This window comes from Streptomyces sp. NBC_01241 (assembly GCF_041435435.1).
Lineage (GTDB): Bacteria > Actinomycetota > Actinomycetes > Streptomycetales > Streptomycetaceae > Streptomyces.
In genome coordinates this window covers 7,195,087-7,211,171 of the sequence record NZ_CP108494.1, presented here as the reverse complement: position 1 = coordinate 7,211,171, position 16,085 = coordinate 7,195,087, and the positions used below count along the sequence as shown (strand labels likewise).

Annotated in this window: 20 protein-coding genes and 6 pseudogenes; 15 read left to right on the top strand and 11 right to left on the bottom strand. The window is 67.6% G+C overall.

Annotated features, from left to right (window positions below):
• Positions 1–11: 11 nt before the first annotated feature.
• Both pcaC and OG306_RS32670 read right to left on the bottom strand, forming a co-directional pair.
• Positions 12–1,304 (bottom strand): 4-carboxymuconolactone decarboxylase, encoded by a 1,293-nt coding sequence (pcaC, locus tag OG306_RS32675; protein WP_266749812.1) that lies wholly within the window; start codon positions 1,302–1,304, stop codon positions 12–14.
• On the bottom strand, positions 1,283–2,509 hold the full coding sequence (locus OG306_RS32670; RefSeq protein ID WP_266749811.1) for a tyrosine-type recombinase/integrase: 1,227 nt from the start codon (positions 2,507–2,509) through the stop codon (positions 1,283–1,285). The genes pcaC and OG306_RS32670 overlap by 22 nt, the downstream gene beginning before the upstream one ends.
• Before the next feature lie 237 nt (positions 2,510–2,746).
• On the opposite strand from OG306_RS32670, the gene OG306_RS32665 reads away from it, so the two are divergent.
• Complete coding sequence (locus OG306_RS32665; RefSeq protein ID WP_266904929.1) at positions 2,747–2,869, top strand: hypothetical protein; 123 nt, start codon at positions 2,747–2,749, stop codon at positions 2,867–2,869.
• Between the two features lie 181 nt (positions 2,870–3,050).
• A pseudogene (locus tag OG306_RS32660) lies at positions 3,051–4,135 on the top strand (integrase core domain-containing protein).
• A gap of 534 nt (positions 4,136–4,669) precedes the next feature.
• Here the strand turns inward: OG306_RS32660 and OG306_RS32655 are convergent.
• Positions 4,670–4,825: a DUF6131 family protein gene (locus OG306_RS32655; protein ID WP_266749810.1), complete on the bottom strand. Its 156-nt coding sequence runs from the start codon at positions 4,823–4,825 to the stop codon at positions 4,670–4,672.
• Between the two features lie 598 nt (positions 4,826–5,423).
• Entirely contained in the window at positions 5,424–5,633 is a 210-nt protein-coding gene (locus tag OG306_RS32650; protein ID WP_266749808.1) for a hypothetical protein, read from the bottom strand.
• Positions 5,634–5,635: 2 nt separating this feature from the next.
• Here OG306_RS32650 and OG306_RS32645 point away from each other — a divergent pair, with 2 nt between their 5' ends.
• On the top strand, positions 5,636–6,091 hold the full coding sequence (locus OG306_RS32645) for a hypothetical protein (protein WP_266749807.1): 456 nt from the start codon (positions 5,636–5,638) through the stop codon (positions 6,089–6,091).
• 242 nt (positions 6,092–6,333) lie between these two features.
• Here the strand turns inward: OG306_RS32645 and OG306_RS32640 are convergent, their stop codons facing one another.
• Positions 6,334–6,546: a hypothetical protein gene (locus tag OG306_RS32640; protein WP_266749806.1), complete on the bottom strand. Its 213-nt coding sequence runs from the start codon at positions 6,544–6,546 to the stop codon at positions 6,334–6,336.
• A gap of 604 nt (positions 6,547–7,150) precedes the next feature.
• Here OG306_RS32640 and OG306_RS32635 point away from each other — a divergent pair.
• From OG306_RS32635 to OG306_RS32620, 4 genes are all read left to right on the top strand, one after another.
• On the top strand, positions 7,151–7,306 hold the full coding sequence (locus OG306_RS32635; protein WP_266749804.1) for a DUF6131 family protein: 156 nt from the start codon (positions 7,151–7,153) through the stop codon (positions 7,304–7,306).
• Positions 7,307–7,490: 184 nt separating this feature from the next.
• Positions 7,491–7,976 carry a hypothetical protein gene (locus tag OG306_RS32630; RefSeq protein ID WP_371665953.1) on the top strand — a complete coding sequence of 162 codons (486 nt, stop codon included), beginning with the start codon at positions 7,491–7,493 and terminating at the stop codon, positions 7,974–7,976.
• A gap of 80 nt (positions 7,977–8,056) precedes the next feature.
• The gene (locus OG306_RS32625) at positions 8,057–8,539 is read left to right on the top strand and encodes a hypothetical protein (RefSeq protein ID WP_266749801.1); all 483 of its coding nucleotides are present in this window, start codon (positions 8,057–8,059) and stop codon (positions 8,537–8,539) included.
• 63 nt (positions 8,540–8,602) lie between these two features.
• Positions 8,603–8,776 (top strand): CsbD family protein, encoded by a 174-nt coding sequence (locus OG306_RS32620; protein ID WP_266749799.1) that lies wholly within the window; start codon positions 8,603–8,605, stop codon positions 8,774–8,776.
• A gap of 33 nt (positions 8,777–8,809) precedes the next feature.
• Here the strand turns inward: OG306_RS32620 and OG306_RS32615 are convergent, their stop codons facing one another.
• Positions 8,810–9,352 (bottom strand): hypothetical protein, encoded by a 543-nt coding sequence (locus tag OG306_RS32615; protein WP_266749797.1) that lies wholly within the window; start codon positions 9,350–9,352, stop codon positions 8,810–8,812.
• 148 nt (positions 9,353–9,500) lie between these two features.
• Here OG306_RS32615 and OG306_RS32610 point away from each other — a divergent pair.
• Positions 9,501–9,731 (top strand): annotated as a pseudogene (locus tag OG306_RS32610) (DUF317 domain-containing protein); the annotation flags it as partial.
• A gap of 185 nt (positions 9,732–9,916) precedes the next feature.
• On the opposite strand, the pseudogene OG306_RS40965 reads toward OG306_RS32610, so the two are convergent.
• A pseudogene (locus tag OG306_RS40965) lies at positions 9,917–10,105 on the bottom strand (helix-turn-helix domain-containing protein); the annotation flags it as partial.
• A 60-nt stretch (positions 10,106–10,165) separates the two neighbouring features.
• On the bottom strand, positions 10,166–10,957 hold the full coding sequence (locus OG306_RS32605; RefSeq protein ID WP_266749796.1) for a hypothetical protein: 792 nt from the start codon (positions 10,955–10,957) through the stop codon (positions 10,166–10,168).
• A gap of 181 nt (positions 10,958–11,138) precedes the next feature.
• Between OG306_RS32605 and OG306_RS32600 the strand changes: the two genes are divergently transcribed.
• The 5 genes from OG306_RS32600 to amaP all read left to right on the top strand — a co-directional run bounded on the left by OG306_RS32600 (position 11,139) and on the right by amaP (position 13,564).
• Positions 11,139–11,570, top strand: a complete 432-nt coding sequence (locus OG306_RS32600; RefSeq protein WP_266749795.1) for an Asp23/Gls24 family envelope stress response protein — start codon at positions 11,139–11,141, stop codon at positions 11,568–11,570.
• A 38-nt stretch (positions 11,571–11,608) separates the two neighbouring features.
• The gene (locus OG306_RS32595) at positions 11,609–11,836 is read left to right on the top strand and encodes a hypothetical protein (protein WP_327349226.1); all 228 of its coding nucleotides are present in this window, start codon (positions 11,609–11,611) and stop codon (positions 11,834–11,836) included.
• 242 nt (positions 11,837–12,078) lie between these two features.
• Entirely contained in the window at positions 12,079–12,279 is a 201-nt protein-coding gene (locus tag OG306_RS32590; RefSeq protein WP_323183988.1) for a hypothetical protein, read from the top strand.
• Positions 12,276–12,959 (top strand): DUF6286 domain-containing protein, encoded by a 684-nt coding sequence (locus OG306_RS32585; protein WP_266904931.1) that lies wholly within the window; start codon positions 12,276–12,278, stop codon positions 12,957–12,959. Before OG306_RS32590 ends, OG306_RS32585 begins: the two co-directional genes overlap by 4 nt.
• A gap of 8 nt (positions 12,960–12,967) precedes the next feature.
• Positions 12,968–13,564 carry an alkaline shock response membrane anchor protein AmaP gene (gene amaP / locus OG306_RS32580; protein ID WP_266749789.1) on the top strand — a complete coding sequence of 199 codons (597 nt, stop codon included), beginning with the start codon at positions 12,968–12,970 and terminating at the stop codon, positions 13,562–13,564.
• 450 nt (positions 13,565–14,014) lie between these two features.
• On the opposite strand, the pseudogene OG306_RS32575 reads toward amaP, so the two are convergent.
• Both OG306_RS32575 and OG306_RS32570 read right to left on the bottom strand, forming a co-directional pair.
• Positions 14,015–14,189, bottom strand: a pseudogene (locus OG306_RS32575) (IS256 family transposase); the annotation flags it as partial.
• Positions 14,185–14,316, bottom strand: a pseudogene (locus tag OG306_RS32570) (transposase); the annotation flags it as partial. The pseudogenes OG306_RS32570 and OG306_RS32575, both read right to left, overlap by 5 nt.
• Positions 14,317–14,507: 191 nt before the next feature.
• Here OG306_RS32570 and OG306_RS32565 point away from each other — a divergent pair.
• The gene (locus OG306_RS32565; RefSeq protein WP_327349227.1) at positions 14,508–14,663 is read left to right on the top strand and encodes a DUF6131 family protein; all 156 of its coding nucleotides are present in this window, start codon (positions 14,508–14,510) and stop codon (positions 14,661–14,663) included.
• A gap of 157 nt (positions 14,664–14,820) precedes the next feature.
• Complete coding sequence (locus OG306_RS32560; protein ID WP_371665952.1) at positions 14,821–15,267, top strand: SRPBCC family protein; 447 nt, start codon at positions 14,821–14,823, stop codon at positions 15,265–15,267.
• Between the two features lie 113 nt (positions 15,268–15,380).
• On the opposite strand, the pseudogene OG306_RS40960 reads toward OG306_RS32560, so the two are convergent.
• Positions 15,381–15,586: pseudogene (locus tag OG306_RS40960) on the bottom strand (IS30 family transposase); the annotation flags it as partial.
• Positions 15,587–16,085 lie beyond the last annotated feature (499 nt).

Genomic DNA, 16,085 nt, shown 5'->3' with positions numbered 1-16,085 from the left:
GGCCCATCCTGCTACGGGCGGAGCGTCGTTTCTTCCTGAATCACGGTCTGGGCGATCGAGAACGCGGCGCTCGCGGCCGGCACGCCGCAGTACACGGCGGTCTGCATCAGCACCTCCTTGATCTCGGCCGGGGTGAGGCCGTTGCGCAGTGCGGCCGTGACGTGCGCGGCCAGGCTCTCCAGACGGCCGGCGGCGACCAGCGCGGTGAGCGTGACGCAGCTGCGGGTGCGGCGGTCCAGGCCCTCCCGGGTCCACACCTCGCCCCAGGTGTAGCGCGTGACGAGCTCCTGGAAGTCGCCGGTGAAGTCGTCGGAGGCGGCCAGGGTGCGGTCCACATGGGCGTCACCGAGCACCTCGCGGCGCACCTTCATGCCGGGCTCGTACCGGTCTGCGCGTCCGGTGGTGCCGGTCTCCGGCCGCGCGGCGGCGGTGATCTCGGCGACGGGCAGCACGGGGGTGGAGAGTTGCGGAGTGAACGGCGGGGCGGGGATGGCGGCGAGGGTGTCCTGCCAGGCCATGGAGAAGTGGGTGAGGAGCAGATCGGTGACGGCTCCGGGCTGCTCGACCGGGGCGAAGTGGGAGGCGCCGGGGACGAGGGCCAGCCGGGCGTCCGGTATGCCCGCGACCAGGGTGCGGGCGTCGCCGGGCCCGGTGACCCGGTCCTCGGCGCCGACCAGGACGAGGGTCGGGACGGTGATGCGGCCGAGGTCGCCGCGGATGTCGAAGGCGGCGAGGGCTTCGCAGGCGGCGATGTAGCAGCCGGGGTCGGTGGTGCGGACCATCTGGACGGCCCACTCGACGATGGCGGGCTGCGCGGCGGCGAAGCCCGGGGTGAACCAGCGCTCCGGCGCGCTGCGGGCCATCGGTTCCAGCCCGTTGGTGCGGACGACCACGCCGCGCTGGCGGAATTCGTCGGCGCTGCCGAACCGGGGCGAGGCGGCGATCAGGGCGAGCGAAGCGACCCGGTGCGGGTGGCGCAGCGCGAGGTCGGCGCCGATCGCGCCGCCGAGGGAGCAGCCTGCGTACCCGAAGCGCTGGACCCCGAGCCCGTCGAGAGTGGCCAGCAGCCGGTCGGCGAGTTCGGTGACGGCGGAAGCCGGGTGGGCGGGGGCGCCGCCGTGGCCGGGAAGGTCAAAACGCAGGACCCGCCAGTGCTGGGTGAGCTCCGGTATCTGCCGGTCCCACATGTGCCATGTAGCACCGAGGAAGGTCCCCATGACGAGGACCGGGGCCTCTTCCGGCCCGTCAAAGCGGTATTGCAGGGTTTCGACGTTCTTCTCACTCACCCCTTCACGCTCCCACATCTCACATTCTCTTCGTGAGCGGGGGCGGGGGCCCTCGCCAGTTCTCCCCACGTATCCGCGGCCGGCCGTAGATCCTCCACATCCGGCTTCACATACCAACGCTTCGTCGTCCGGACGTCGGTGTGCCCTGCCCAGCGGGCAAGCAGATGGTCCGGCACCCCGTTGTTCGCCAGATAGGTGAAACAGCTCGCGCGGGCGTCGTACAAACGGACCCGGCGCAGCGCGTTCTCGGCCATGACCTGGTACGCCCGCTCACGCAGCTGCCGCCCGTTGAGTGCCCTGCCGAGTCGATCTACGAGCACGTACCCGTTGTCCTCGTACCTCTCCCCCGCCGCGAGCTTCTCGGCGATCTGCGTGGCCTTGAAGCCGGCGAGGGCCTCCCCCACCAGATCGGGCAGGGGAAGCTGCCGCTCACCAGCAAGCGACTTCGCATCCTTTTCGACCACGAACCGGTTGCCCATCAGCGTCCGGGTCCGGGTGACAGCCAGGGTGGCCCTTCCCAGATCGACGTCGGCCCAGCGCATCCCGCAGATCTCCGCCGGCCGCAGTCCCATCAGGGACAGAAGGAAAGCGGCGCACAGTCGGTCGTCCTTGACCGCGCACACGAAGGCGCGTACCTCCGCGAGGTTCCAGGGCGGGAGCATCGCTTTCGTCCGCCGTTCCGCTTTCCGAAGGTTCCGGGGGATCGTCACCTCCCGGGCGACGTTCACCTCGACGAGGCGCCGCGTCACCGCCCGGTCGAGCGCCTCTCTCAGCCGCGCCAGCGACATCTCGACCGAGGCCACCCCGAGACCGGTGCCCGCCTTGCCACCTCGAACCCGTCCCTCCCGCAGCGCCCACTTCATCCATGCCTCGACGTCATCCTCAGTGAGTTCCTGAAGCCGGATGTGCCCGAGTCTTCCCCGAAGCCGGCCCAGGGTCATGGTGTAGCTGTAGACGGTGCTCACCTCCAGGTCCTCCGCCTTCTTTGCGAGCCACTGATCGAGCCACTCGTCCAGCGTCCGCGCTTCGAACGGCACGGACGCCGTCTCGTAGCGACGGTTCGTGATGCGCGCATACTCGGCCTTCGCTTCCCTCAGCGTGCCGAAGGTGCGGGTCACCTGCTGCCGCTTCCCAGTCGAGGAGTGAGTTCCCACATCGACCACAAACCGGTACCGGATCTGCCCCTTCGCATTAGGGGGAAGCTTCTTGATCGGAACAGACACGACTTCACTCTCCTTGAGGGCGTGGAACCGCCCACGCAGGCATGGACATCGCCGCATTCCAGCGCTGGGTCCGCAGCAGGGCGGCCGCAGACTGCCGAACGCGAGCAAGTCCCATGGTCGTCACCATCACCGGTTTGGCTAACCGGCACTCTTGGCCTATATTCCGCACGCCGACGGACGGGACATCCGCCACAACACCGTCCCTTCCTGCGCTGACCACCGCTGTTGGGGGGGGGTGTGCCGGTCAGTGAGGGCGACCACGCGATAGCGGTCAGCGCGCAGACCACGCGTGTGCAGTTGCGCCAATTGATGAGGCAGATCGGAGACTGCGGAGCGGTGCTGACCATCGACGACACCTGAATCCTGAAGAAGGGCGTCCGCTCGGCCGGTGTGTGGCGAGTTCGTGGCCGAGGTGTTCGCTTCGCTGAAGCGCAGGGATCAGCGCGGGGCGGGGGGACTGCTTGTGGGGGCTCGTAAAGTCATCGCGGCTGGTCAGCACCCGCCTCCAGGGGCGTCGGTAAGGACTTGTCATGCTGCCCTGGTGATCGCGTCCCTGCTCTACCGCACCGCCCGCGCGCTGTTGTCCGTCCCCGCGGTCCTACTGCGCCGAGACACCGCCAAGGATGCCGAACTGCTGGTGCTGCGGCACGAGAATGCCATCCTGCGCAGGCATGTGAAGGGCAGGGTGCGCTATGAGCCGGCCGACCGATTCTGGCTCGCCGCCCTCAGCTCGCTGATACCGCGTGACCGCTGGACCGCCGTCTTCCCCGTCACCCCCGGCACTTTGCCGGCCTGGCACCGCAAACTGATCGCCAGGAAGTGGGACTACTCCGCCCGCGGCTCCCGCACCGGACGGCCGCCGACGACGGCCGCACTCAAGAGTCTCGTGCTGCGCCTGGCCGATGAAAATCCCCGCTGGGGCCACCGCCGCATCCAGGGCGAACTGGCCCGACCCGGCACCCCATCGCGGCCTCCACGGTCTGGGAGATCCTGCACGCAGCAGGCATCGACCCGGCCCCGCGCCGCTCCGGCCCCACCTGGCGCGACTTCCTCACGGCGCGGGCTCAGGGGATCCTTGCCGCGGACTTCTTCCCTATCGACACGGCCTGGGGCAAGCGCCTGTACGCGATGGCGTTCATCGAGCACGGCACCCGGAGACTGCACATCACCGGCGTGACCGCGCACCCACCGCGCAGTGGGCGGTACAACAGGCCCGGAACATCGCTGCCGACCTCGGCGAGCGGGGCGCCGGGCCCCGGTTCCTGCTACGCGACCGCGACAGCCAGGTACACCGACGCCTTCGATGCCGTCTTCACCGCCGAGGACACGGAGGTGCTGCTCAGCGCGCCCCGGGCACCGCGCATGAACGCGCATTGCGAACGCGTGATCGGCACCATCCGCCGCGAGGCCCTCGACCACGTCCTGATCCGGGGCGAGAGCCACGCCAGGAAGGTCCTGACTGACTACCAGGACCACTACAACGGACACCGGCCGCACCAATCCCGGCAACAGCTACCGCCCAGCGCGACCGAACAGCCCGCAATCGTGCACGACCTCGACGACCGAAGCCTGCTCCGCACCAGGGTCCTCGGCGGCATCATCAACGAGTATCGATACGCCGCGTGACCTGCAGCGACGACTTTTCGAGCCCCACAGGCCAGTCAGCGGTCGTATGAGCAAGCCGCGTCGTCGGGCCGGTCGACGAACTTCTCCTGCACCCGGGTCCAGTCCTGGGTGTAGCGGTCCCGGACCGCTGCGGGGCAGTGGCTTGATGTCCAGCGCGTCGTGGCATGCCTCGCACTCGCGCAGCTCACGCTCGCCCGCCCGGCGGCCGTCCTTGGCCTCCACGACCCGCTCGTGCTCCGGGCTGCTCCGGGCCGAATCGCTCCCGCAGCTTCCGGCGGCGCATCGTGACCATCCACGCTGCCACCGTGCGCAAGAGAAGCACCATCACGACGGCAACGATGAGGACAATAGCGGACATTGGGTCCTCCGCTCGCGAGCCGAGTGAGCCCCGTGCATGGCGGCGGCCCCCGCGCACAGGTCCGAAACTGGGCGTACCAAGCAAGTTGCTTGCATCTAGCCGCAGGCTGTTGCCCGCGACTCGCGCTCCTGCCGTTCGCCTCAAAAGGGTCGGTACACAGCGGGGTACTGCTGCTTCTACCAGTAATGCCGTCGTCCGCCGACCGCATGGCCCAGGCGGCCCGGCAGGAACAGGATCGCTCCGATCACGATCAGAATGATCCCGACCGTCCACAGAATGGTGATCTCGGCCAAGAACGCCACAAGCAGCAGAACGACTCCGATGACGATCACGGTTTCCTCCGATCACGCATAAGTCCTGCCTCTTCTCAATTGTCCTCTCCACCGGCCTCAGCTACAACAATTGACCAGGGTCAAGCAAGGGCACGCCGTACCGCAGGCCGGACGGTGCTCACATGGACAGCCGCAGTTCCCCTGTCTCCGCCTCGCCCCGGCCCGCCAGGTACCACGTCGAGCGCGCCCTTCGCGCGGGAGTGGCACGAACGGGAACCGCAAGACTGCATGCGCGGCGGTGCTGGCCCTACCGGTTCAGGGGCCGTTGCCAGGACCGGTGATGAGGGAGGCCAGGAGCTCCTCGATCGCCGTGACATCCGCACGGGGTGGCGCTCGGCTGCGAGGGTTTGAGCACGATTGACCAGTTGGCCCTCGGCCTCCAGGCGCCCCACGGCGACCTCGCTGACGTCATCGCCGTTCTGCGTGCGTACCGCGTGCTCGATCTCCCCGGGCCGCAGCGCCCTTGTGAGTATTCTTCGCGTCACGGATGACCGTGGTCGGCGTGCGGCGGGTTCGGACGCTGTTGCAGGGGCTTGGGGAGCAGGAGGGCTCCCCAGATGCTCCAGCGTGAGGCCGGGGTAGGGATCCCCGGCGCCGGTCAGCAGCTCGGGTCGGACGACGGCAGCCAACGCCGGGCGGCGTTGCCCGGCGGGCGAGGACCTGCCCCCAGCTCGTCCATCAGCGAGTTGAGGCTGGCGTTGCCCCGATGGGACTTGATGCCGGAGAGCATCGACTCCACACTGTCTTCGTCCTCTTCCGAGGCGTCGCCGTCCACTGTCTCGGCGTCGAGGTCGGGGTCTTTTCTCACTGGTGCCGGTCAGGTCGGCGAGGACCAGCGCGTCCAGCTGGCGGGGCGCCTGCCCCGCGCGAGCGTGCGGCGGCCTCGCCGACCGGACCGCGGCCGGCGTCCAACACGCTCCGATCACCCCCGCTCCGCCGCGCCGCTCCTGGCCGACAGATCTGCGCGCCCGCCGTAAGGCCGCCGACGACACCCGCCGCAACCAGTTGGCGCTCCGCCAGTCCAGAAACCCGCGTCGCTGGCGGTACACCGGCCAGCGCACCGCGCCGCTCTCCGCGCTCTGGCTCCTCGCCCCCGCCCAAGGAATCCGTGGCCCATGCCGCCCCCTCACCGACGAGGAGCAGCGCCAGATCGACGTCGTCGCAGTGTCCGCCCGCGCGATCGAGCGAGCCCTCGACATCGGCGACGGGCAGGTACGCCTCGCTGAGCTCTGCCCAATCTGCGACGGCCCCTCGACCTCCACGTAGGTGCCGGGGCAGCCCCCGCCGTACGGTGCACCAGTTGCGGACGGACATGGACTCAGGCGACTACTGACGCGGGATGATGCGCATCCGCGCCACTCAATCGGAGAGCCTCAGGTGTCGACCCGTCAGGCAGCACTCCCGACCGTATTTGATCGACGAGGCTCAGCGAGCGGCCCGGGAGCTGGACCACCGAAAGGCTGGAAGGCGCACACCGGCAGACTCCTCGGTTTCTGAGGGGGCGAAGGTCAGGCCGCGTCCCATTGGTGGGCACGGCTGCCCCGCCACTCCACCATCTGGGAATCGTCGATCAGAGTCTCCGGGTCCGGGAGACCGGCACGGCGGAGGAACTCAATCAGGTCGTGATCATCGTGGGCGAGGCCGAGGACGTGGCCGTAAGCGGTAACCCGGCGGCCTCCGGACGGGGACGGCTGGTGCACGACTATCGGTGCGGAGCGCATGAAACCAGCGTGCGACGGTCCACTAGCCACAGCATGCCGACGGCGGTGTCGGGGCGGCACATCTGGCAGGCCACGGCGGCGTCCTCGGCGATCAGGCTCAGCGCCTGCTCGTGAGAGGTGGCTCGTTCAGCCGACAGCAGGGCGCGTCGACACTGCACCGCTCGCCCTCAGCTGTCACGGTTGGCCCAAGGCCGCATCATCGCCGTCACACTCGATATGCCGCCCCGCCCCGCTCTGGGCGCCTGGGCCGACGTCGCCTTTCACCAGGCGCCAGGGCGGGACGCGTAGTCGTCGGGTCCGGCAGCTTCCAACCCTGCACAAGCAGTCCAGCCGGGGTCACCCTCGCATTCAGTAGGGTCGACATCGCCGGTGCGGGCAGTCTTCCGGTCCACGTCCGTGCCACTCCCCCGGGAAGGGCGCGCTCGTCGTGGGACCCGGTGGCGCCAGGGCGTCGTGGTGGAGCCGGGGGAACTGCGGCCGCGCAGGTGAGCACGCGTCCGGCCTGCGGTACGGCGGGCCCTGGCTGACCTTGCTGATCAATTTGTCAGTGAGGCAGGCAGAGAGGACGATTAGCGCTGGGGTTCATGCGTGATCGGAGGAAACCGTGATCGTCATCGGAGTCGTTCTGCTGATTGTGGCGTTCTTGGCCAAGATCACCATCCTGTGGACTGTCGGGATCATCCTGATCGTGATCGGGGCCATCCTGTTCCTGCTGGGACACCTGGGCCACGCGGTCGGCGGACGACGGCATTACTGGTAGACGCAACCGCGCCCCGCTGTACAGCGTGGGCGGGTGAACCGCCCTCTTTGAGGCGTGGGCAGGGGCGGCGGCCGCATTGCACGGGGGCTCACTCGGCTAACGAGCGGAGGACCCAATGTCCCCTATTGTCGTGATCATCATTGCCGTCGTGCTGGTGCTTCTCTTGTGCACGGTGGCAGCGTGGATGGTTACCATGCGCCGCCGGAAGCTGCGGGAGCAATTCGGCCCGGAGTACGAGCGGGCCGTGGAAGCCAAGCACGGTCGCCGGGCGGGCGAGCGTGAGCTGCGCGAGCGCGAGGAACGCCACGACGCGCTGGACATCAAGCCACTACCCGCACCTGTCCGCGACCGCTACACCCAGGACTGGACCCGGGTGCAGGAGACGTTCGTCGACCGGCCCGACGACGCGGTCCACCAGGCGGACCGGCTCGTAACCACGCTCATGAGCGAACGCGGGTACCCGACCAAGGGGTACGAGCAGCAGCTGAAGGACCTGTCGGTCCAACACGGGCGCACGCTGGAGCACTACCGCGCCGCCCACGAGGTCAACGACCGCAGCAGCCGCCATCAGGCGACCACGGAGGAGCTGCGCGGCGCGATGGTGCACTACCGCGAGCTGTTCGACGAACTGCTCCACAACGGCGACCGGCCACGCGAGAGCCAGGAGTGAGCCCGCAGCCAGTGACTTGAGAATGACGAGTCGGCCCAGTCGACGCCCGGCCGCAACACGTGACGGACGGAAGTGAAGAGATGCGCAACCAAGACACACCCCAGCCGAACGAGGGCGTTCCGTCCACGGAGGACCTGACCGGTGCCCGGCAGGACCCCGGAGATGAGGCGCCGGGCTTGGCTGACGCCCCACCGGAGTACCCCGGGGAGGCCACGACCACCGACCGGGAGGGCCGGGAGGAAAGCGGCGGCCGGGCATCCGTCAGTGAACGCCGCGAAGAAGAACTGGCCAAGGAGAACGAACCCCTGCTCGGGAATGAGCAGGAGGTATTCCGCGCCAGGTGGCAGAAGATCCAGGGCGAATTCGTCGACGACCCCAAGAACGCCGTCAACGCGGCCGACCAGCTGGTCGCCGAGACGATGCAGGCACTGGCCACGACCTTCGCCGAGCACAAGCGAGGTCTCGAAGGCCAGTGGCATCGCGGTGAGGAGGTGGCGACCGAGGATCTGCGCCTTGCGCTCCAGCGCTACCGCTCGTTCTTCAACCGCTTGCTCAGCACCTGACCAAACCGCTGACTGGCCACCCTCCCGATGCACTGGCAGATCACTCACAAAGGACGGCCGACCATGAGTATCGCCAAGAAGATCGCGCACAAAGCCGAAGCGGTCAAAGGCGGCGCCAAAAAGGCTGCCGGCCGCGGAACAGGTAGTCGGCGTCTGCAAGCGGAAGGACGCGGCGACAAGGTCAAAGGCAACATCAAACAGGCTGGGGCGAAGATCAAGGACGCCTTCAAACACTGACCATTGCGCCCCTCGACCCGACCCGCAGGGGCTCTACGCCGAGGAGTGGCGCTCCAGGGCATGCTGACGGGTGGCTTTGGTCAGTTCGTGCCAGAAGGGGGCGGCGGTGAGGTAGAGGCCGAGGACGGAGATGATACTGAGCGAGATGTCGACGCTGATCCGGCCCTGTTTGGCCCAGTAGACGTCCTTCAGGTCCAAGAGGAGGGCGAATTCGTCGGCGATGAGCGCTGTTCCGGCGCCGTAGGCCGCCCCGACGCCGGGATGTCCGACGTATTGTGCGTCACCCCGTACGGCGACCAGTCCGACGCCGGCCAGTGTGGCGATACCGAAGTTGTAATGGTGCATGTGGGTCCCGCCCGACGTGGAGACGTTGCCCCAGGGCAGTCGGCCGCTGCGGATGCCGTGAGTGATCAGGCGGGCGCCCCCGAAGGTGGCCCCGAAGGAGAGCCAGGTCGCAAGGAGGGAGCGCTGCGTTGGGTTGGTGTGCTCGTCCAAAGTTTCCCGCCACCGTCGCAGCAGCCCTGGACGCCGCTCATGGCGCTCGTCATCTCCGCGCTGTTCCGCGTTCTCGCGCATCGGACCAACCTCCTCGTCACCTTTCGCGGTGGCTTTCGTCCCTGACCTCATACCACCTCACAGGGCAATACACCTAGGCCAGACGGGCATGTCGAGAACTCCTCCGCCTCCTCGACAGCCTGAGCGTTAACATTTCTGATTCCACATGATCGGCAACGTCTACGTGGCCGCCCCCGACTTCCGGGTACGGCTCGGCTCGGCTTCCTACCCGAGGGCGAGGACGACGGTCTGTGGCGCATCAACGCCTGAGTTCGTCACCGCCTTCACGACCGCGCTCGCCAAAGGATACGAGCAGGGACCCTCTGCATACCTCGCTCCGCCGGATCCGCAGGACCCGGCACGCGACCCGTTCCTCGCCGTGGTGTCGCGAATTCGTCGACGACCCCAAGAACGCCGTCAACGCGGCCGACCAGCTGGTCGCCGAGACGATGCAGGCACTGGCCACGACCTTCGCCGAGCACAAGCAAGGTCTCGAAGGCCAGTGGCATCGCGGTGAGGAGGTGGCGACCGAGGATCTGCGCCTTGCGCTCCAGCGCTACCGCTCGTTCTTCAACCGCTTGCTCACAGAGCCTGGGGGCCGGCCTCGACCCAAACCCAGCGCCATCGCTGAACAGACCGGACGCTGCCCCGTAGATCCGTGGCGATCACCGCGTTCGTCTCACCCCGCCCGAACCGTTCGGCCGCCTCCAGCCGTAACCGCTCCCGGAACTCCTGCCGTTCAGCGGTCAGCCCGCCCCCTTGTGGATCTCGTATGTCACGGTGATACCGCACGGATCGAGAACCATCAGCCCCTACGACACCACGAGTCCAACCTCAGTAGGCCGCAGTTTCTGCGATGAGGACGGCGACGGTTACCAGGCCCGAGGTGTCACTGGTGGCTGCGTCCGCTACCGCCGCCCGGACGGCGCGGGCTACTTCCAGTGGATGGTACCCGGGGGCGACCGCAAGCTGGACCTCGATGTGCCGGCCTGGTGGATGGTCATGTCGCTCCACTTTGACCGGGCGGCTTCCCAGCACGGCGGTGAGGCGGGCCACGCCCGGAACAGCCGCCGCGACGTCGGCCAGCTCCCCAATGGGGCCCCGCATGGGTCCTGTTCCGGTCGTTGGGAGCGAGCTCCGCGCGGCTGCAGCCTCCGGCGGGGGCCCCGTGGCGTTCCCTGCGGTCCGCGACCTGACTTCTCTCTCCATGCCTTCATAGAGGTCCGTGACGCGCAGATCAACTGCCACGGTGGACAGGCCGAGCCGTTCAGCGGCCACGTTGAGCAATGCGCCCCTCAACTGCTCCGCGGTCCGGGGCAGCGGCCGCCCCATGAATGCGGTGAATGCGGCCTCGATCCTGAGCGGGCCAGGCGATAGCGCACTGGCCGGCGGACGGACGGACGGCTCGGACACGGGCCCGAGCGATACCGGTCCGATGCGCAGGCTCTCCAGCCAAACGCCAGGAATCTCAGCGGCTGTGCGCCCGAGGGCCCGGACGGCCGCTTGCTCGGTGATCCACGTCCCGTCGTCAGGCCCTCCGAGCGGGAGCAGCCGACCCAGGCCGAGCTGGCGCCGTACTGCCTGCATCCACGCCTCAGTTTTCACCGGCCTCTCACCCTCTTCCATGGCCGCGGTTCTCCCCCTCCCGCACTGCGCCCCCACTCCGCAGGGGCTCTGGACAGGGGCACTTCGTACCACTCGTTGGACCACCCCGTCTCACGGTTCGCGCCTCTGATAAAACCCACTAAAACGAATATAATCCGATCAAAGAGTGCTTAGGTGATCTCCTTCAGGGAGGAATAGCCCGATGACTGAGAACACCGACGGAAAGCACGGCGGTGCGCCCGGCTCTCGCGGTCGGACGACCATCGCCGACGTGGTGGTAGAGAAGATCGCCGGAATGGCGGCACGCGATGTGCCCGGCGTCCATGCCCTGGGCAGTGGATTCGCCCGCTCGATGGGATCCATGCGGGAGCGGATGCCCGGCGCCGGTAGTGGCAAATCCGTCACGCGCGGGGTCAGCGTCGAGGTGGGAGAGGTGCAGGCGGCCATCGATCTGGAGATCGTCGTCGACTACGGCGTCTCCATCACGGACGTGGCCAGTGACGTACGCGAGAACGTGATCTCCGCAGTGGAGCGGATGGCGGGCCTGGAAGTCGTGGAAGTCGATATCGCGGTCAGCGATGTGAAGCTGCCCGACGAGGAGGACGAAGAGGAACAGCGGCAGCGGGTTCAGTAGCCAAGGGGGAGCAGCCCGCTTGAGCGAAGGAGCGCGTGATGAGCAAGGCTGTGGTCGGCTTGATTGCCGGAATGGCACTGGGCTTCGCCGGATACTTCGGTGGCTTCTGGGCCTTCCTGCTCGTGCTGGTACTGGGCGCCGTCGGACTTGTCGCCGGGCGCTTGATGGAAGGTGATCTCGAACCGGGTGACTTCATCCGCCGCCGTGACGACCACCAGCGGATGCGCGATGACCGGCCACAGACTCAGGGAGACTGGCGGCAGTGACCAGTGACGTCGATCGTCGTCCGGGCCTTCCTCGCGGGGAGCGGGGTGCGACCACCGTCTCCGACCGAGTCGTTGCGAAGATCGCTTCCCACGTGGCCCGCGAGGCACTGAGCCGGTTCACCGAGTCGGCCAGCCACGTACCGCCCGACCGCCGCACACCACACGTGACGACGTCTGTGCGGCGGGCACCGGAGCGGAACGACACAGGACGGGACAGCGATCCTGCCGATAGCCGTCCGGCCATGCTTGGCGAAGTACGGATGCGCATCGCCATGGAGCTGGGCTATCCGTCCGACATCGGAACTCAGTGCGCTGCGGTGCGCCGCGAGGTCATCGAACGGCTCAGGACATGGGCCGGCATGGACGTGTCCGGACTCACGGTGTCGGTCGAGAGACTGCACTCGGTGCACTCGCGGCATACAGACCGGGAGAGAGTGAGATGAGCGCGAACACCTGGCGGCAGCCGACCGGCGATGGCGACATTCCCTCCGGTACGGGACAGCCAACTTCGTCCGCGGGCAACCCCCCAGGTACGGGCGCGACGGCAGCGGTCCATAAATCGGGCCGGTCGGCGCGCCGCTTCTGGTCCGCACGGCGGATCCCCGCAGCCATTGTGGCGCTGCTGTCCGTCGCAGCCATTGGGCTGCTCCTGTACGACGTGGTCTCGGTGCGGGCAGACCAGCCCGGGATGAGCTGGCGACGGCGTCTCGCCGAGGAACTGGCCACACGACCACTGCATGACATCTGGATGACCGTCGGAGCCGCCGTAGCGATGGCCCTTGGCCTGTGGCTTTTCCTGCTGGCGGTGACGCCGGGACTGCGCAGACTGCTACCCATGCGGCAGCCCACCAGAATCCCCAGAACAGGGGAAGTCCGCGCCGGGCTCGACCGCCACGCAGCCGCCCTGCTTCTGCGCGACCGGGCCGTACGGGTGTCCGGTGTGCAATCGGCACGGGTCGACGTCGGCCGTCGGAAGGTCAAAGCCCGGGCACAGGCACATTTCCGCGATCTCAACGAGGTTCACGCGGACCTGAACGCCGCGTTGGGCGAAGCCGTGACGAACTTGGGTCTCGCCCAGCAGCCCACGCTGGACGTGCGCGTCCGGCGCCCGAAGAAGGGGTGAGGTGTCCCATGCTCAAGGCAGTGAACCGGGTGCTGCTGGCGCTGCTCGGCATTGCACTGTTCGCCCTGGGTGGCGGCGTGCTGCTGGGTGGGCTGGATCTGCAGCGCCACTGGGGGTTCGACGTGCCGGGCTGGTGGCCCTTCCGAGGGCCGGACGATGTGGTGCTGGGCACCGAGGGACGCACCCGGTGGCGGGAAGAGGACTGGTGGTGGCCGGCCGTCATTGCGGTGCTCGCCGTGCTTCTCGCGCTGCTGCTGTGGTGGCTTCTGGCGCAACTGCGCAGACACCGGCTGGGCCAGGTCCTCATCGAGAGCGAAGACGACACGGCGGCCCGACTCAACGGCCGCGCTCTGGAGGACGCAATCGAGGAAGAGGCGCAAGTCCTGGACGGGATCTCGCGGGCTCAGGTGCGGCTGACGGGTCGGCCTGCTGCTCCGGCCGCACGAGTACGGCTGTTGCTGAAGCCTCACGCGGAACCGGCGCGGGCTCTAGAGCAACTGAGCCGGGAAACGCTCGCACACGCACGGGACTCGGCAGGCCTGGACCGCCTCCCGTCGGAGGTCCAACTCCGGGAAGTCCGCCACCGCACCCGCCGCGTCACCTAAGTGTCCTGTACACGGAGGTTGGTGACAGTTATCGCACGGCGTGGTGATCTTGAACGAGTGAGCACCTTCTGGGTTCGGTAGGGATTGCGACATCTCCACCGACCAGCACAAGGCCCTCATGCGGGTCTGTCAAACGAGCGGCTCTGTCTCACATCCGGTGGTGACAGATCGTGAGTATTGGGTATCTCTACCTTGCAGAGAGTGCGGCCGGTGCTCTGACCTCGATGCTTTGAAGCGGATGGCAGCGCATCGGGGGCGCTGAGCTTGTCGCGCCGGACTCTCACGGACAGACGCCGGGCCGATCGGTCGGCCCCGGAGAACGACCGCTGTGGTGCACGGACCTGCGGATTCATGATTGATGGCCTATTCGTCGCCGCCGTGACTTTCCGTCACCACCGGATGTGAGCCAGAGCCAAACGAGCGGTGTAGCTCACGTTGTTGAGGTTTCTGGCGGGCTACTGAGAGACGGCCGTCGAAGGTGATGTCGAAGGCATTCAGTGCAGTTCTCCAACGCATGGTCCAGCGGGCTTGACCCTTGCCGGTGGGATCCAGGGACATGATCTCCATGTGGACGCGCTTCAGTGCGGCCTTCGTTGAGGAAGTGACCGCGGGCCTTGACCACCCGGCAGAGGCTTCTGCCGCTGGCGTACGATCTTCGGCTCGAACGCGCCTTCACGGTCCCTGGGCACGGTGATCTCCATTGGGCCGACGTCGGTCAGTACCGTCTTGGAGCGGGTCCCGTTGGAAGCTGATGGGTTGCGTCACGGCGCCGATGGTGCCGAGCGCACCGGCGATGATGACGGCCAGGCGGAAGCGCAGGATGTGCTTGCCCTCGCGGCATGGCCTTTTCCCTGGTCTGGTGGACGATCGCCTCGCACGGTCTGCATCGCCGTGCGTATGTGTGAGGCGCATACTGAAAAGACATGGGAGAACGGAGGACGCCATGATCGTCCTCGGCGTCATTCTGCTGGTCATCGGTCTGGTGGCCAGCATATCGATCCTATGGACCATCGGTATCGTGCTCGTCGCGATCGGCATCGTTCTTTGGATCCTGGGTGCCGTCGGGCATGCGGTGGGCGGTCGACGGCACTACTGGTAGGGCTGCTTGTTCCGGCTCCCCGTGCGGCCAATGTGATGTCCAGCGGCGGCCGTGATCTCGGTGTGCTCGGGTGCCGCATGCTCGATGTAGATATTGATGCCGCGGCCCGCAGATCGCTACCAGGGTCGGAAATTCAGCGTCCCGGATGGGAGCACACATGGCTGTACGTCATCAGCTCATCGCCCGAGAACCGTCCGTACTCTGGGCGGTTCTGGAGGACGAGAGCCGTTACGCGGACTGGGTGGTAGGGACCTTCGACTCCGCCCCGGGCGAAGGGCGTTGGCCGGAAGTCGGATCGTCGATCAAATACACGGCGCGCGTGGGGCCTAAGGAGTACCACGGACGCACGACGGTCCGTCGCCTCGACGCGCCGCGCGCGCTGGAACTCGAAGCGCACGGAGGGACGTTGGGTACGGCACGGATTGCCTTCGACATCCGGCCGTGGGGCGACAAGACCCTGGTCATTCTCGACGAGCACCCGCTGCGCGGACTGGGAGGGAGTCTCCACAACACAGTTCTCGACGCCTTTGCGCAGATCCGGCACCGCAGCATGCTGCGGCGACTTGCGGAAGTCGTCGAAGAAATGCCCCAGGACACGGGGTGAGCGACAGGACGAGAGGACCAGCCCCAACAGTTCGTCTTCCCACCGATGCCCGGTGGCCGGCGGATTCGAGGGGTCGTCGCAACACTGCTGGTCAGCTGACTGAGTCCAGTAGCTTTAGCGAGATGCTCGGCTGGGGCTTCCCAGCCGGGCATCTTTCGTGGTCGGCTGTTGAGTCCGGCGGCCACCACCTCCACGCCCTGGGCCCAGGTCAGGGAACGCCACAGGTGCGGCGGAAGGGATTGGACGGTCGCGGCGAGGCGTTGCGGGTGGCCAGGGCGCTGTGGCCGCGCGGCAGATGTACGAGCATCAGACAGCGGGTGAGCACTCGACCGCCGAGTGGCGACGAGCTCCTGGCTGCAATGTCCCGCGCCGCAGTTACACGGAGTGTCTCGCCATTGCCCGGCATGGACTCGCGCACGCCGCGACCACAGCCGTGGAACAGCCCTTCGTGCACCCGGCCGGCAGCGTGACCGTACGACCGGCACCTGGACCCCGCAGCCATGAAAAGGATGGGCTCGTGCACCGTCGTCCGCTACACCGCCAAAACATCGATCACCACAGCAGCCGCCCACCCCGGCAGGCGCGCCCCATACCTCTTCAAGGTGCGAAGCGCCCGATACCGACCAGACTTGAATGCATGGCAGAAGAACGTCGGCCGCGCAGCGGGAAATCCTCGACGACAGCCGCGCGGCGAAAGCGATGTCTCCCGAAGCGCGGCGGAGCGATTCGGAAGCGCGCACCGCACACGTCAAGCTGCGTCTTGCGGGCCCGCTGCGCTGTTGCAACTTCGTCGCCACTGCAGGCACTCACGTTCAGGC

Bases quoted from the DNA above. Each gene is read 5' to 3' on its own strand.
- OG306_RS32640 (WP_266749806.1), bottom strand. From the start codon at position 6,546: ATGCGCTCCGCACCGATAGTCGTGCACCAGCCGTCCCCGTCCGGAGGC.
- amaP (WP_266749789.1), top strand. From the start codon at position 12,968: ATGCTCAAGGCAGTGAACCGGGTGCTGCTGGCGCTGCTCGGCATTGCA.
- OG306_RS32625 (WP_266749801.1), top strand. From the start codon at position 8,057: ATGCGCAACCAAGACACACCCCAGCCGAACGAGGGCGTTCCGTCCACG.
- OG306_RS32600 (WP_266749795.1), top strand. From the start codon at position 11,139: ATGACTGAGAACACCGACGGAAAGCACGGCGGTGCGCCCGGCTCTCGC.
- OG306_RS32615 (WP_266749797.1), bottom strand. From the start codon at position 9,352: ATGCGCGAGAACGCGGAACAGCGCGGAGATGACGAGCGCCATGAGCGG.
- OG306_RS32565 (WP_327349227.1), top strand. From the start codon at position 14,508: ATGATCGTCCTCGGCGTCATTCTGCTGGTCATCGGTCTGGTGGCCAGC.
- OG306_RS32590 (WP_323183988.1), top strand. From the start codon at position 12,079: ATGCTTGGCGAAGTACGGATGCGCATCGCCATGGAGCTGGGCTATCCG.
- OG306_RS32585 (WP_266904931.1), top strand. From the start codon at position 12,276: ATGAGCGCGAACACCTGGCGGCAGCCGACCGGCGATGGCGACATTCCC.
- OG306_RS32620 (WP_266749799.1), top strand. From the start codon at position 8,603: ATGAGTATCGCCAAGAAGATCGCGCACAAAGCCGAAGCGGTCAAAGGC.
- pcaC (WP_266749812.1), bottom strand. From the start codon at position 1,304: ATGTGGGAGCGTGAAGGGGTGAGTGAGAAGAACGTCGAAACCCTGCAA.
- OG306_RS32595 (WP_327349226.1), top strand. From the start codon at position 11,609: ATGAGCAAGGCTGTGGTCGGCTTGATTGCCGGAATGGCACTGGGCTTC.
- OG306_RS32560 (WP_371665952.1), top strand. From the start codon at position 14,821: ATGGCTGTACGTCATCAGCTCATCGCCCGAGAACCGTCCGTACTCTGG.
- OG306_RS32630 (WP_371665953.1), top strand. From the start codon at position 7,491: ATGGTTACCATGCGCCGCCGGAAGCTGCGGGAGCAATTCGGCCCGGAG.
- OG306_RS32605 (WP_266749796.1), bottom strand. From the start codon at position 10,957: ATGGAAGAGGGTGAGAGGCCGGTGAAAACTGAGGCGTGGATGCAGGCA.